Below are 15,582 nucleotides of genomic sequence, written 5' to 3'. Positions count from 1 at the left end.
TGAAGACGCGTAGCGCCCGAATTTAAACGCTTAACGGGTAATGGAATACGTTAAACTGGCTTATTTAGACGGAGAAAGGGGCAAATTTAAACACTCAGCGTGCTAGGAAGTTAGCGAGAAGCTGGTGTCCTTGCTCTGTTTTAATCGATTCAGGGTGAAATTGGACGGCATCAATCGGCAAGGTTTTATGTTGATAACCCATGATCTCATCCATGCTGCCATCTTCAAATTCTGTCCAAGACGTCAGCTCAAAACAGTCTGGTAATGTGCCGTTTTTCACCACTAGGGAATGGTAACGTGTCACAGTCAGAGGGTTATTGAGACCTTGAAAAACGCTCTTACCGTTATGACGGATCGGTGAGGTTTTACCATGCATCACTTGTCTGGCTCTCACCACTTCACCACCAAAGACTTGAGCAATGGCTTGATGACCAAGACACACACCTAAGATCGGCAGCTTACCAACGAAGTGTTCAATCACCTGTAGCGAAATTCCCGCATCATCGGGCGTACATGGACCCGGCGAGATAACAAGATGGCTAGGATTTAGCGCTTCGATGCCCGCTATATCAATCTCATCGTTGCGAACAACTTTTACAGTTACCCCTAACTCACAGAAATACTGATACAAGTTATAGGTAAAAGAGTCGTAGTTATCGATGATAAGTAACATGGGTCGAAATCGTTTGCTAAATACTAAAGGATTGGGGGATATAGGGGCGGTATTGTGCAATACCCATGGCGAAAGGCAAGTGGAAACTGCATTTAGTCAATAATTAAGGCCAACCTAAGTTGACCTTAATTGTTTACAGATAGCGTTAAGTTATCTGAATTGGCTTACTTGTATGGCAAGCCAATCTATTTGTGATTGAGCTATTTGCGACGGCGCCACATTGCTAAGCCAAATAGTGACATCAGAGCACCGAAGCCAAATGAACCGCCCACTCTTAGCTCAAGAACTGCAGGATCATGATCCGATGAACGGAAGTGATCTTGGTATTTAGGTAGATCGCCTTTGTACTCTTCGTTGTAGTCAAATAACGTCGATTCGCCACCGTTAATGTGCCAATCGGTAGCATCGACAACCCTATCTTTCAGGCTGTCACTGATCAACAAGTGGTCCAAAGCGCCCACTTCGTCGTTGTATGAGTAGCTCCAGCTGTCTGGGTACTTTTGAGCCACAGCATTAATGTAACCGTAATTCTTCGTAATCACCGCACCACTATCACCAAACTGCTCAACACCATCAATGAAGGTATTACGAGCTGCTTTGATTTGCTTACCGTATTTCTCTTCCGAGTAATCCGTTAGCACCAGCATTGGATCTTCCATTCCGTACGAGTTCATGTCACCCAGAATCACTTTATGGCCTTTGATGCCGTCTAGCGCTTCACCTAATGCAACTGCCGCAGCAACACGGAAGTTCTCACATGAACCTTGCTTATCGGCATCAACGCCACCTTGGCCGCCCTGCTCAACCGGTGCCGCATCTTCCCAGCACTTTGAACCTTTCGATTTAAAGTGGTTGATCGCTACGGTGAGTTTCTCTTTGGTGCCTTTAACCTTAAAGGTTGGCGCCAATGAATCACGTTGGTAGTTCTTACCGTCTTCAATCACCTTGCCTGAATCGTCTAACACCTCTGGTGCTTGTTGGCTTGGCATCGCGATAACACGGCTGTCTTTAAGCTTAACCACCTTCTTACGGTAGATAACACCCGTTGTAATAACGTCAGTACCAATCGAGTCCATCTCGTCGGTTACGCCATCTTCGTTCGAGTCGACAGCCACAAAGGTATAACGGTCTTTCTTATGTTCAATACGGTCATTCAGTTGATTCACAAGCTGTTGAATTGCCGAGCCTTCACCAAAGCCGTTGTTCTCAATTTCCATCAAACCAATGATGTCTGCATCTAAGCGAAGAATCGCGTTCACAATCTTCTCTTGCTGCATCTCAAACTCAGTGATGGTGTTCGCGCCACGGTTGTTACCGTGCTGATTCGCGTCGCCACCAAATGGGGAATTAAAGTAGTTCAATACGTTGAAGGTCGCGATACGTAGATTGCCTTCATCCATGTCTGGTTTGTCGGTACGCGGATCGTTACGAACGAAGTTTTCAGCAGAAATCTGGTTGGTCGTAATTAAACGATACTCACCGTAGCTGTAGGTCAACACGCCTTCTAGGCCAACAATGGTGTCATCAATGCGGATGTAATCTTCTGTTGAACCGTCTTGGTCGATATCAGTGCGGCCAAAATCTGGATAAAAAGGGACTTGTCCATCAGCCGCTTTTTGATCGGTTTCAACGAAAAGACGGCGGTCGGCGTTGTCTTCCGTTTGCTGCTTCGCTTCGTCAGATCCCGCGGCGAAAAGCTGGTTCGGCTGCATGTTAATACGCTCATGCGCCAGTACCATGTTGTTACGACGACCTGCGTAGTCATAACCAAAAGTACGTGTCACACGCATGTCTAGTGCTTCGGTTGTTTTCACCAACATGCCTTCGTAGCGTTCAAGCGTTGCAGCGAAGTTCTCATCACTGTCTAGCGCTTCTATCGCCGTCGCTTCAGGTGCTTGCTGCTCGCCCTGCTTGATCCATTGGTTGTTTTCAACTTTCAGCTGAGTGTGGCTGTAGTATTCTTGAACCTTGCCTTTCACACACACTACATCACCGGCTACTAGCTCTGAGCTCGACTGGTTGGTATGAATAAATAGACCCTCAGAAGTGCTTGAGTTGAAATCATCCTCAAGTGCTTGCAGGTAGAAGCCTTTGGTTAGGCCTGTTGTCACCGCACTTACCACACCTTTGACGAAGTATTCATCGTCGGTGATGTACGGATAGCCATCAATGAACGGTGATGTTGCGCCTTCACCTTGGATTTCTTGAATGGTGGTGAATACTGGGTCAGAGCCATCTTGTGTACAAGTGAACGCTTCTGGCAGTTCAACACTGTCTAGTGAACCTAGGCCTTCAATACTGTCTTTTGGTAGCGATACCCATTGTGAAGCATCAAACGTCGCAGAAGATGTTTGTGTCGCACGAACCAAAGTAACATCTTTGCCCCAGTCCACATCGCCCATCAAACCAACAACATCATGTACCGACCCATCTGAATTCAAGATAGCCAGCGGGTCGTCACCGTTATGATTGGCGATAGAGGCATTAATAATGTCAGCTTGAGCTTTAATCTCATCACTCGCACTAGAATGTGCGACCACGAGTACTTCACCGGGTGCTAAAACGTGGCCATCTAAAGGTAAAGTGGCACCCCATGATCCGTTGCCATTGGCAGATTTCGCCAATGAGTAACCATCTAAACTAATGCTGCTATCGCCACTATTGGCAATCTCAACCGCTTTGTTATAGCTGCCGCCTTCCACATATTGTGAAATAAACAAATCAGCGTGTGCGCTTGTAGTTAACAAGCTACCAATTGCCACTGCTAGCAATGAAGGTTTGTGTAAAAGAGCCATCCGTTTCACCTGAGTTCATCGAGTTATAGTCACTGCCATCTATGGGCAGTCATGTATTTTGTGGTAACTATCAGGTTTATTTATGAAAGGAATAAGTCAGTTGGCAAGAAAATGAGGAACTTATCACTTTGGAATCATCAATTGTTTGGCACGTTATATATTTCCAACATATATAGAAACGAGTGTGATTTTATAAAGCTTGAGGGTGTCAAATAAGATCATCTGCACAGCATTAAAGCTACGGGTGTGCTAGCTAAATACTGCGTAAATTATCAATTCAAACAAAGGGTTTGTGGGGAAGGCAAATGGAATGGGCATGAAAAAGCCCAAAGTAAACAGCAGCTACTTTGGGCTCAAATTCTCAAGCGAGTTGTGTTAGTTCACCCTATGGGCGAGTAACAAAACCTACTGCTTCGTATGCTTTTTTCAGTGTCACTGCAGCACGCTCAGAGGCTTTTTCAGCACCGGATTTCATTACTGCGTCCATGTAAGCACGGTCAGCACGGATACGGTGGTATTCAGCTTGAATCGGCTCAAGCATCTCAACCAATGCTGCGCCTACATCTTTCTTAAACGGACCGTACATTTCAACGCCTTGGTACTGCGCTTCGATCTCTTCGAACGTTTTACCCGTCGCTGCAGAGTACAGACCCATTAGGTTAGAGATACCCGCTTTGCTTTCCCAATCGTGAGCAATGCGTGGTGGTGTTTCTGCATCGGTTTGCGCTTTGTTGATCTTCTTGATGATCGACTTAGGCTCTTCTAACAGAGTAATCACGTTCTTACGGTTGTCGTCCGACTTAGACATCTTCTTCGTCGCGTCTTGCAGGCTCATTACACGTGCATTCACTGTTGGAATGTAAGGTTCTGGTACTTGGAAGATTGGCGTTTCAGGACCGTAGATGTTGTTGAAGCGAGTTGCGATATCACGCGCTAGCTCTAGGTGTTGTTTCTGGTCGCTACCTACAGGCACTTGGTGAGCACCGTAAAGCAGGATGTCTGCAGCCATCAACACTGGGTAGTCGTATAGGCCTACGTTTACGTCGTTTGAGTGACGTGCAGACTTATCTTTAAACTGAGTCATACGGCTCAGTTCACCCATTTGCGTGTAACAGTTAAGAAGCCAACCAAGTTGAGCATGCTCTGGTACGTGAGACTGAACAAATAGCGTGCTCTTCTTTGGATCAACACCGACAGCAAGACAGATTGCTAGTGCGTCTAGAGTCGCTTCATGCAAGGCTTTCGGATCTTGGCGAACCGTAATTGCGTGAAGGTCTACAACACAGTATTGGCAATCGTAATCATCTTGCATCTGTTGCCATTGACGTAGAGCACCCAAGTAGTTACCGATACTTAGTTCACCAGATGGTTGAACACCACTCAATACGATGGGCTTGCTCATGGTTTTAATTCCTTTGCTTATTCGCTAAGTTTATTGAACGCTTAGCTTCTTAACTTAAATATAGAAAAGCCGCACAGCTCTTCTGTACGGCTCATCCAGTGTACTCATTGATAAGTATTTTGCTAGTAGGTTAGCTAACTTTTGTACGCTTTATGCTGAAACTAGAACGACATCTAGTAATTGCGCGACGTTATCCGCGACATAGTCAGGGTTTGATGCTGAAATCGGCTCGCCGTGGTTATAACCGTAAGTCAGACCAAACGAGTGACAGCCTGCATTCTTAGCCGCTTTAATGTCATTGCTTGAGTCACCAACCATCAGCATCTCTTCCGCTTTAACATTGTGCTTTTCTAGCAACCAGTTCAACGCGACTGGGTTCGGTTTTTTCTCTGGGAAAGAGTCGCCGCCTAAGACATCAACAAAGTACTTATCGATACCGTGTTGCGCCAGAACGTCTGGTACAAACTTCGAAGGCTTGTTGGTGACCAGCGCCATGGTGAAACCCGCCTTATCCAGCTCAGCCAACGTCTCTTTAACCGATGGGTAAAGGTGACTTAGCTTGTGGCCGCCCTGCTCGTAGAAATCATCAAACAAGATGCGCGCTTTTTTTAGTAGTTCAGGTTCAAGGCTTGGGTCAACCGTCAGGTTACGGCTGAGTGAACGTCCGATAAGAACATCAGCACCATTACCTACGTAGTCGCGAACTTGTTCTTCGCTCACTGAAGGGAAGCCCAACTCCTGACAAGCTTGGTCAGCAGCAACGGCCAAATCAGGCACGCTATCTAACAAGGTTCCATCCAAATCAAAGGCGATCAGTTTTATTGAGCTTAATGACATCTTACTTTCCTATTTATTATGTTCGTCTTATGAGTTGAGCTATAAGACGTAAAAAAGGGGCAAATTAGCCCCTTAATATTCAATCTATCTGTAGTTTTACGATTATGCGTTTACTTTTGCAAGCTCTGCACGCATCTCATCAATCACTTCTTTGTAATCCGGTTGATTGAAGATAGCTGAACCCGCAACGAACATATCGGCACCCGCTTCTGCGATTTCACGGATGTTATCAACCTTCACGCCGCCATCAATCTCTAGGCGAATGTCACGGCCTGACTCATCAATCAGCTTACGAACGGCACGCAGTTTATCGAGTGTATGAGGAATGAATGATTGACCGCCGAAGCCTGGGTTCACAGACATCAGTAGAATCATGTCTACTTTGTCCATGATGTAATCTAGGCAAGACAGAGGTGTTGCTGGGTTAAGAACGACACCCGCTTTACAACCGTGCTCTTTGATTAGCTGTAGAGTGCGATCGATGTGCTCTGACGCTTCAACGTGAAAGGTAATCATTGATGCGCCGGCTTTAGCAAACTCAGGCACGATGCTGTCCACTGGCTTAACCATAAGGTGAACATCGATAGGAGCCGTAATACCGTAGTCGCGCAGCGCTTTACAAATAGGCGCGCCAAAAGTCAGGTTAGGTACGTAGTGGTTGTCCATCACATCGAAGTGCACAACATCAGCACCAGCTGCGAGTACTTTTTCTACGTCTTCACCAAGACGAGCAAAATCTGCAGACAAAATCGATGGAGCGATTAGAAAATCTTTCATACCAAACCTCTTAAGAGTGAGTAAATTGCGAATATCACCGCCTTGGTGACATCTCATAAACAAATACAAGACTCAATCCCAAGACTATTTGGTGTGCAATTCTACCTAAGCACCTAAGCAGATCCTAGCAGTTCGAAAGATTAGTTTAAGAAAGTATCCGTTGGTCACTCAATTTAATGAGTTTGGCGGATATTCTGACCATTACTGTTCCGCTGATGCGTGCTGCTGGTTTTTCTCTTTATGGAAAAGCGCCAATAGCTCATCAACTTTATTACGGCCAGCGCCATTGCGGCTGATGGTACGTTTCACCTTAACCACGTTCAACTCCGCACCATGATATAAGCGACGAGTTAATGTCGTATCGTGGTTTGAAATCAAAACAGGAATACCGCGTTCCATCGCTGCTTTTTCAGCAACATCCGCCAGTGCCGCTTGGTCATCTAAGCTAAAGCCATTACCTGCGTAAGAGGTAAAGTTAGCCGTGTTCGACAGTGGTGCGTATGGAGGGTCGCAGTAAACCACACAGCCTTTGCGCGCGCGGCTAAAGGTTTCATGGTATCCCTCACAGACGAAGGTGGCCTTTTTCGCTTTCTCGGCAAAAAACTCCAGCTCAGCTTCTGGGAAGTAAGGTTTTTTATAAGAACCAAATGGAACGTTAAAACCGCCCTTCTTGTTGTAACGACACAGGCCATTGAAGCCAAATCGGTTCATATACAAGAAAGCCAACGAACGATACATGACGTTATCTGTACCATTGAACTCAGCGCGAATATCTAAGAAGGCTTCTTTGCGGTTGTTCTCAGGACAGAACCAGCGCTTCGCTTCCGTGATATAAGTTTCAGGATCGGTTTTAAGTAGGTTGTACAGGTTGATAAGATCGGGATTGATATCTGCAAGCAGGTACTGTTCAAAGTCAGTATTCAGAAATACTGAGCCGGCACCGACAAACGGTTCTACCAATTTACGAGCAGGTGGCAGGTGACGTTGGATGTCTTCAACTAGGCCATATTTACCACCAGCCCATTTTAGAAAGGCACGCTGCTTTTTCATTTACTGCTCTATCTATCAACTCAAAAATAAGGCTGCGGAATGTAACATATTTTGAAGCTAAGCTCAGGGTTATTTCGCACGTTCTATCTCTCGATGTACTTGATTCATCGATTTTGCCCAAGGTTCCAACTGTTGAAGGGGTTTTGATAACGCACTTACCGCGTCTCTCGCCACTTGAATCGTTGGGTAATCTTGATAAGTGATAATAAACCACTTGGTGTCGTTGCGAAGTGTTGGGTAAATACGAACCTTGTTCTCAAGGTCATACTCTTCAATGAAAGATTGGACGTCTTCCAATGAGGTCATCGCACTCAACTGCAAGGTATAAGCTCGCGGCGAGATCGCTTGTAACTCTTCGCGAGAAAATGAGAAGGTAATTTTCTTAGTCGGTGGCGTGGACTGGGTTAGGTCTGCTGCTTCATCGGCTGAAGGTTGTGACTCCACTTTGTCTGCATCTGACTGCGAACTCACCGCGGCACCTGTGTTTTCTTCAACAGCAGCATCAATCGCACTGGTATCGGCACTTTCAGGTTTATCATCAAGCAAGGCATCAACCACATCAGAGGTGATTACGACACGCTGCTGATCTTGTGTTGCCTCACCAACACTGACTGTCTCTTCAACCACAACCGGTGGCAAAGAAGAGCTGTCGTCATCAGCACCCTGGTAACTCATGTCAGCTTCGGCTTCAGAATCGTCCATTCCGTCGATTCCTACTTGCTCGGTACCACTTTCCACTTCAAAAGTTGGGATAGCTGTCTGTTCAATCGGAGCGATAAGAGATTGCGCTTTATCGTCAGGGGTTGGTTGACTGAACATCCACCAATAGCCACCACCAATTAAAATCAACAGCAAGGCCACCACAATCGCGATATTGATGGGTGAGCCAATAATTGAGCGAATAATAATCCTTTTTTCCACTTTCAATTCTCCTAAAGCCATTAACTCACCGGGCAGAGGTTGCGCTTTATTAAACGCACGTCGCACGCGAGTTTCAGACTCATCATCAACATATCGAATCACCAGTGATTCAAAGAAATGTTCAGCTTCTGGTTGCGAAAGGTCATCGATCTCAAGATCGATAGGCTTGTGTTGTTGACCGTAACTCAAACGCGTTAATAACGTATCTAAGTGGCCAGGTTCCGAGAAGAGAACGATATTGATCGTCCATTGAGGGTTTGATTGAGCTTCCAGTACCAACATCCATAATTCGGATACCAATAGCTCAGAAAGTCGTTGGGCATCATCAACGACGATAACCACATTACACGGCTCTCCATCCAGTAACCTTGTTAGGCTATCTGATAAAGAATCATGTTGATTAAACAGGGGATCAGAAACAATTTGGCTAAGAATAAGCGCGCGACGTTGTTGATCGTCTTGGCTTGGGTGACAAAGCAGTAAACACTGATTTTTTTCTGTCGACCATGCTTCAAGATAACGCTGAGCCAACCAAGATCGGCCAGAGCCAGTTTTGCCAGCCACCGTCACAAGGTTTGAACCAAAGTTAGTCAAAAGCTGTAAGCGCTCTAGCAGCTCAACTTGAGATTCTAACTCTAATACTCTTAATTCATGAGCCAAACTCATTGGGGATCCCTACTGATAAGATCGATCAGTAAAACGCTTCAGTTGCCTAGAGTTTAGCTAGGCAACCTCACAACCAAATTTAAAGAGTACGGCAGAAATCGATCGCTTGTTTAATGATGTCTTGAGGCACATCAGCAACCACTTCAGCAGTACCAATACTTGTTGGTAATACCAAACGCAACTGACCAGACAGCACTTTTTTATCGCGCATCATGTGCTTCATAAAGTCTTCAAAAGACATGCTTTCTGGCGTATGGATTGGTAGTTTCGCATTCTTGAGTATAGAAATAATTCGCTCAAGTTGCTGCTGAGAGATCAGTCCCTGTAATTGAGCTGTTTTAGCTGCCATTACAGTGCCTGACGACACAGCTTCACCATGTAGCCAATTACCATAGCCTAGTTCTGCTTCAATCGCATGACCAAATGTATGACCTAGGTTCAATAACGCTCTGATTCCTGACTCTTTTTCATCTAGAGCCACCACTTCAGCCTTAATTGCACAACAACGAGCAATCGCGGTAATCAGTGCCTCTTCATCAAGTTGATAAAGTTTCTCTAGATTCTGCTCCAACCAATCAAAGAAGGCTTCATCGTAAATGATGCCGTATTTGATCACCTCAGCAATGCCCGCTGCAAACTCACGCTCTGGAAGCGTTGATAAACAGTTGGTATCGATGATCACAGATTTCGGTTGGTAAAAAGCGCCGATCATATTCTTACCAAGAGGATGGTTTACTGCGGTTTTACCACCAACAGAAGAGTCCACTTGAGAAAGAAGGGTCGTCGGGATTTGAATGAAATCAATACCGCGCTGGTAACAAGAGGCAGCAAAACCGACCAAGTCACCGATAACACCACCACCTAAAGCAATCACCACCACATCGCGGCTGTAATTTCCTTCAAGCATGTAGCTCATCACTGAATTGAACGTTTCAAGGGTTTTGTACTGTTCACCGTCTGGCAGCTCGAGAAGAGATGTCTGACAGCCGACTTGATCCAATAGCGATAAAATTTTATCAGCATAAAGAGGGGCTACTGTCACATTACTGATAACAACAACTTTCTGCTTACCTGATAAAAAAGAAAGGTACGCCGGGTCTTCAAATAACCCGGCGCCAATAGAGATAGGGTAGCTACGCTCAGCTAGATTGACCGTAATCCGTTCCATGGGTTTGCTCTCCGAAAAAATGAACTTAACGTTCTTCTAGCATTTTTACGATCTGGTTGGCTACCACTTTTGCACTTTGGTCGTCAGTACGAACTGTGTAGTCCGCCACTTCTTCGTATAGTGCGTTGCGAGATACAGCTAGATCTTCTAGCACATCACGCGGGTTGTCTGTTTGAAGTAGAGGGCGTTTCTTGTCGCGGTTAGTGCGAGCAAGTTGCTTTTCAATTGTTGTCTCTAGGTATACAACAATGCCTCGTGCAGATAGACGGTTACGGTTTTCTTTGCTCAACACTGAACCACCACCTGTCGCAAGAACAATACCTTGTTCTTCTGTCAGATCATTGATTACAGATTCTTCGCGCTTACGGAAACCTTCTTCGCCCTCAACATCAAAAACCCATGCGATGTCTGCGCCAGTGCGCTCTTCGATCACAGTGTCAGAGTCTAGAAACTCCATATGAAGTTGGGAAGCTAGGTGTCTACCAATTGTACTTTTGCCGGCGCCCATTGGGCCAACAAGAAAAATATTGCGTTTCTCAGCCATGTTTTTAGCAGTAATTTACAACGTTAATTCAATGACATCGCCACAAGGTAGGTCAGTACAAGTACTGAAATTAAAAGGCCCGTGGCACCGATTCCTCACAGATAATTCGTGATAAGACCCGAAATTATCAAGGTTAGGTGCCACTAATGCAACTTTATTTTTAATCTAATTGTTCATTACTGAATCACAACTTTGGGTGTGACAAAAATAAGTAGTTCACTTTTACCCACATTTTCATAGCTGCGACGGAACAATGCACCCAAAACTGGCAGGTCTCCCAACAGAGGAACTTTATCCACTGTACTGCTCACGCTGTGCTGAAATATACCGCCAAGCACGACAGTTTCACCATTATTAACAAGCACTTGCGTACCTATTCTTTGCGTATCAATTGCGACCGCTTCACCGGTTCCGGTTTTTACCACTTGCCCTGGCCTATCTTGAGTCACGCTCAAATCCAATACCAAACGATTATCGGGCGTGATCTGCGGTGTCACCTTAAGACTCAATACCGCTTTCTTAAACGCAACCGACGTAGCGCCACTTGAAGATGACTCTAAATAAGGAATTTCAGTACCTTGCTCAATATAAGCCGGCTTTTTATTGGTGGTGATTAAGCGTGGGCTGGAAATGATTTCAGCTTTTGACTCTTGTTGCAGTGCCGACAGTTCAAGATCGAGTAAGGTATCTGAGCCCAGCTTGGCCACCTGAAACGCAATACTCGAGGCGTTTGGCGATGTTGCCCCTAAATTGACGTTGAGATAGTCATCAATCACGCTGCTGCCGCTATCGTCGTCATACGGCGTAATCGCTGATGGGTGGTTGCCTTCGATTGAACCACCAACGGTGAAGCTTCCGTTGGTTGATGAAACGCCCCAGCGCACGCCAAGCTCATCTAGGTTACCCTCGGTAACAGTGACAATGCGTGCCTCTATCTGTACCTGCTTCACGGGAATGTCTAACGATTCAATGATGCCTCGTATCACGGCAATGTTTTCTTCCAATTCACGAATGAGCAGTGAGTTGGTGCGCTCATCAATGGTAATTGAGCCACGATCGGACAACATGCTGACCGCACCTTCACCGCCAATCATGTCAGCAATGTCGGTGGCCTTAGCAAAGTTAATCTTGATGATTTCCGATTTTAGCTCCCCTAACTCCTCTTCTAAGCGAGATTTCTCTAACGCTTGTTGCTCTCTAAGATCAAGCTCCGCTTTCGGCGCGACCAAAATAACATTGCCATCCACACGCTTATCCAAGCCTTTAACTTGCAAGATAATGTCGAGAACTTGCTGCCAAGGTACGCCATCTAAGCGTAACGTCAGGTTTCCGGCTACCGAATCAGACACCACGAGATTGAAATCATTGTAGTCGGCAATCAACTGCAGGACATTTCGTACTGGGATATCCTGGAAGTTAATCGATATCAGCTTGCCCTCTTTCTCTAGAACGCTTTTTTCTTTGGTCGCTTCATCGATAACCGGTTTGCTGATCACCACCTCAATAAAGCGCCCCTTTAGGTTATATTCATACTGATAGTCATTGCTAATCGTCGCTAGAAGCCGAGTGCTTGGTGTCTCTTTGTAGACTTCAATGCCTTCAACCAAGGTAGCGAAATCCTTCACATCCAGCAGGTAGAGCTTATCATCATCAACTTGAGTATTGATTAACTCGATACTTAACCCTTCCTGAGCACGTTGAACATCCACCACTGCGGTGCTGGTCGCCAGCTCAATAATGATGACGGCGTCTTTATCCTTGTTCACCCTAAAATCAATATTCTCTAATTTGTTCGGTAAGCTCTCGGCATGGCTGAGCACGCTAACAACCAACATCACAGACACAGCAAAACCTTGTAGAGCCTTGCTCACTAACCCACTTATTCCTTTAATCATATTTACATCTCATATCCACATCATGTGACATTGGTTTACTTCAGAGCCAGCCTAACGTTGCGCTTATGCCAACAACCTAAGCCATCTGGAAGAGTTTCATTAATCTGAACGTACTGGCTCGTCACCTTGGTAACTCGGCCATTGTTTAAGCCGATAAACTGACCTTTTTTGACGTTTACCACGTTGCCTTTGGGAGTTTGCACTAAGCCGAACACGCTTGAGCCACTGCCCATCACGCCTCTTAAACGAAGCTTACTCAGCGGGTACTTCTCTAACTTGCCATTACGAGAACGGGCGCTGGGTTGCCAACAGTCTTTCTTGACCAAGGGTTGGTTTTGCACAATGGCTTCTTTAGGCAGTTCAAAGGGAGGACGAAAGGCACGGCGCTGATAAGTCGCCGCCGTGAATTCAGTTGCTGGGACAAGTTGCTCGACGTCTTTTCTCGCCTTGGCTTCAACCTGCGCCACAAAATTTTGCAGTGAGTCTTGATTAGCTTTGCAGCCTGACAACGCAAGCATCAATACGATTGAGTAAAACACGCTATTGGGTTTCATCATTGACCTCCGATTTAAACTGGTAGGTATAAGCTCGAACCCTAAAGTGCAGCGTGCTGCTTTCTTGGCTGACTCGCTGCCAATTCACATCATCAAAGCTGATGATGCGCGGCAGCTTGGCGATGGCTGCAGAGAAGTCACCAATCTCGTGATAGTCACCTGTCAGCTCAATATTGAGAGGCAATCGATAGAGGAACTCCTTGTTCTGCTTTTGCCCCCAATCAATTCGTGTGAAGGTCAGCGAGTTATCCAAGCCGAGCTCATTCACTGAGGCCAACATGCTCGCCAACTCCTTTTGAACGGGCAGTTGCTCTAACAAGTAATCGTAACGGCTGGTTAACTCATCCAACTGGCTCTGCAACTTAGGCAAGGCTGCAACCTTATTAGCCTTTATTCTCAATGTCGTTTTTAAGGTCTGCTCCTGTTGCTTCATCTGTTGCAGTTCCTCGTCGAGCGGCAGCACATACAGCCAAGTGCCAATACCTTGGATTAACACTATCAACACCAGAATCATGAGAAGCTGGGGCAACAATGGCCATTCAGTGATCTCATCAACATCGAGATCTTGCAAACTCATCCTGTTTTGCCTACTAATCTTATTTTGAAGGTTAGCCATGATGCGCCCCCTTCTCTTTTCTGCTCGCGGTTGTGTTGTCTAAAGACACAGGGCTAAACACAAAAGAGACCTTGAAGGTCTGAAACTCTTTATTAAAGCGCTTGCGGTTATGAACGATAGAGTGCATCTCGACCCCTTTCAGGGAATCTGAACGCTCGAGGTTATCCAGCATGGTGGCGAGACGAGCAGTACTGTCGCTGATGCCCGACATTTCAATCTCCTGACCATTCATCTTTATCTTGTCGACATATACGCCCTCAGGAATTAGCTCCGGCATCAGGTTCATAAAGTCGGTGGTCTTATTGCGGCCAAGCTGCAGCGACTCCACTACATCAAGACGAGTCAGAATGGCTTTGTGTTCTTGCTCTGCGACTTTTAACGACTGAATTTGTCGGTCGAGTTCAGCAATGTACTGATTGAGATAATTAAGACGAGCTTGCTGCTTGGCTTGTTGGTCGTGAAAATAGTGACCAACCGCCCATTGCCCTATAAGCGCAATGATGACGCCAAGAATAATCAGATGGATAAAACGCTTCTTGTGCTGAGCACGAATCTCATCACGCCACGGCAGCAGGTTAATTTGATGCAACATGCTTCTCTCCCTGCCACTTGAGTCCACTCATCGCCATACCTGCCGCGATACCAAAGTGTTGCCAGTCCATCGGCAGTCGGCGTCTCTTGGCGACCTTATTCTCAAACAGAGACAAAGGATTCAATGACTCACAGCTCAGCTGAAAATGACGTTCTAGCTCTTCGGTTACCATAGGAATGCTGGCGCCCTCGCCCATCAGCCAGATCCCTGAGATAGGTTGCTGCGCATTTCCCGAGGAATAGAGCTGTAATTGACGCTTGAGCTTCTCAATCAGGTTAACGATGAATTGATGTGTCTCTTCCATAGTACCGAACACACTCTCGATATCATTCGGGTCATCTGAGCTGCGAAGATCTTGAGTGCCAAAGGCGATGTCTTTATAGAAAGGCGCCGAATTCTGCGGGATAACCCCTAGCGAGGTTTGGTCGACTCCAACATCCACCAGCAACCAGTTTTTCTTATCGGGATACAGACGCGAGGCCAATTGCCAGATATTCAGTAGCCCATGCGCCTGTGTATCCACCACCACAGGTTTAAAACCAGCCTTAGTTAGTGCATCCGCTCGGCTATCCACCACTTCCTTACGAGTGGCGTATACCTGATAACTGCTTGTCGAACCTTTACCAAATCGTTTGTCTTCCAGCTTTACAAAATCTAAACTCAGCTCCTCGATAGGAAAGGGAGATTGATGGGCGAAGGTTTGATAGATAGAAAACTCTTTTTCTCTGTCTTCTAACTCACTCTCTATTTGCAGTACTTTGCTGATCACTGTGTTATCAGGTACCGAAATGGCGACGTTGCGACAGCCAAAAGGCAGTCCTTTCCTAAGTTCTTTAAGTTTCTTAACAGTTTTCTGATACTCCAAAGTATGGTTAGCTGTAAAAATGTCGTCCGAAATCGGCAGCTCTTTGTATCCCACTAGGGCATACAACTCCCCCACGGGTTTTAGTACCACGGCTTTGATGCTGTGATGATTTATATCTATACCTGTAATTAATGATGAACCCATGTGACCTAGCTCCTGAAGTGCCAAGCATTTCGTTGATTATCTAGGGGTTGTGATTATTAGTTAAATAAGCGTTAATAAACGAA

At 45.8% G+C, this 15,582-nt stretch carries 14 protein-coding genes; all 14 read right to left on the bottom strand.

Features of this window, described 5'->3' with window-relative positions; genetic code table 11:
- Window positions 1-94: 94 nt before the first annotated feature.
- The gene (locus tag MSG38_RS19430) at window positions 95-673 is read right to left on the bottom strand and encodes an aminodeoxychorismate/anthranilate synthase component II (protein ID WP_009848915.1); all 579 of its coding nucleotides are present in this window, start codon (window positions 671-673) and stop codon (window positions 95-97) included.
- A gap of 200 nt (window positions 674-873) precedes the next feature.
- Window positions 874-3,468: an ExeM/NucH family extracellular endonuclease gene (locus MSG38_RS19425; RefSeq protein ID WP_248402431.1), complete on the bottom strand. Its 2,595-nt coding sequence runs from the start codon at window positions 3,466-3,468 to the stop codon at window positions 874-876.
- Window positions 3,469-3,853: 385 nt separating this feature from the next.
- Complete coding sequence (gene trpS / locus MSG38_RS19420; RefSeq protein WP_248402430.1) at window positions 3,854-4,870, bottom strand: tryptophan--tRNA ligase; 1,017 nt, start codon at window positions 4,868-4,870, stop codon at window positions 3,854-3,856.
- 150 nt (window positions 4,871-5,020) lie between these two features.
- Window positions 5,021-5,707 (bottom strand): phosphoglycolate phosphatase, encoded by a 687-nt coding sequence (locus MSG38_RS19415; protein WP_017061120.1) that lies wholly within the window; start codon window positions 5,705-5,707, stop codon window positions 5,021-5,023.
- A 102-nt stretch (window positions 5,708-5,809) separates the two neighbouring features.
- On the bottom strand, window positions 5,810-6,484 hold the full coding sequence (gene rpe, locus MSG38_RS19410) for a ribulose-phosphate 3-epimerase (RefSeq protein WP_017068835.1): 675 nt from the start codon (window positions 6,482-6,484) through the stop codon (window positions 5,810-5,812).
- A gap of 201 nt (window positions 6,485-6,685) precedes the next feature.
- Complete coding sequence (locus MSG38_RS19405; protein WP_048605377.1) at window positions 6,686-7,534, bottom strand: Dam family site-specific DNA-(adenine-N6)-methyltransferase; 849 nt, start codon at window positions 7,532-7,534, stop codon at window positions 6,686-6,688.
- Between the two features lie 69 nt (window positions 7,535-7,603).
- A complete protein-coding gene (locus MSG38_RS19400; protein WP_248402429.1) occupies window positions 7,604-9,121 on the bottom strand; it encodes an AAA family ATPase in 1,518 nt (505 codons plus the stop codon).
- A gap of 79 nt (window positions 9,122-9,200) precedes the next feature.
- Window positions 9,201-10,289 (bottom strand): 3-dehydroquinate synthase, encoded by a 1,089-nt coding sequence (gene aroB, locus MSG38_RS19395; protein ID WP_017061124.1) that lies wholly within the window; start codon window positions 10,287-10,289, stop codon window positions 9,201-9,203.
- 25 nt (window positions 10,290-10,314) lie between these two features.
- Window positions 10,315-10,833, bottom strand: coding sequence for a shikimate kinase AroK (gene aroK / locus MSG38_RS19390; protein ID WP_017061125.1), 519 nt, complete (start codon window positions 10,831-10,833; stop codon window positions 10,315-10,317).
- A gap of 176 nt (window positions 10,834-11,009) precedes the next feature.
- Entirely contained in the window at window positions 11,010-12,728 is a 1,719-nt protein-coding gene (locus MSG38_RS19385; RefSeq protein ID WP_086774522.1) for a type IV pilus secretin PilQ family protein, read from the bottom strand.
- Between the two features lie 35 nt (window positions 12,729-12,763).
- Window positions 12,764-13,282, bottom strand: a complete 519-nt coding sequence (locus MSG38_RS19380) for a pilus assembly protein PilP (protein WP_248402466.1) — start codon at window positions 13,280-13,282, stop codon at window positions 12,764-12,766.
- Complete coding sequence (pilO, locus tag MSG38_RS19375) at window positions 13,269-13,898, bottom strand: type 4a pilus biogenesis protein PilO (protein ID WP_248402428.1); 630 nt, start codon at window positions 13,896-13,898, stop codon at window positions 13,269-13,271. Before pilO ends, MSG38_RS19380 begins: the two co-directional genes overlap by 14 nt.
- On the bottom strand, window positions 13,891-14,490 hold the full coding sequence (locus tag MSG38_RS19370) for a PilN domain-containing protein (protein WP_248402427.1): 600 nt from the start codon (window positions 14,488-14,490) through the stop codon (window positions 13,891-13,893). Before MSG38_RS19370 ends, pilO begins: the two co-directional genes overlap by 8 nt.
- Window positions 14,474-15,499 carry a type IV pilus assembly protein PilM gene (gene pilM, locus MSG38_RS19365; RefSeq protein WP_248402426.1) on the bottom strand — a complete coding sequence of 342 codons (1,026 nt, stop codon included), beginning with the start codon at window positions 15,497-15,499 and terminating at the stop codon, window positions 14,474-14,476. Before pilM ends, MSG38_RS19370 begins: the two co-directional genes overlap by 17 nt.
- Between the last annotated feature and the right edge of the window lie 83 nt (window positions 15,500-15,582).

The sequence above is a fragment of the Vibrio sp. 1CM24A genome (assembly GCF_023161725.1).
Lineage (GTDB): Bacteria > Pseudomonadota > Gammaproteobacteria > Enterobacterales > Vibrionaceae > Vibrio > Vibrio coralliirubri.
The sequence above is the reverse complement of the archived record's forward strand: the minus strand, read 5'-3'. Positions and strand labels throughout refer to the sequence as shown.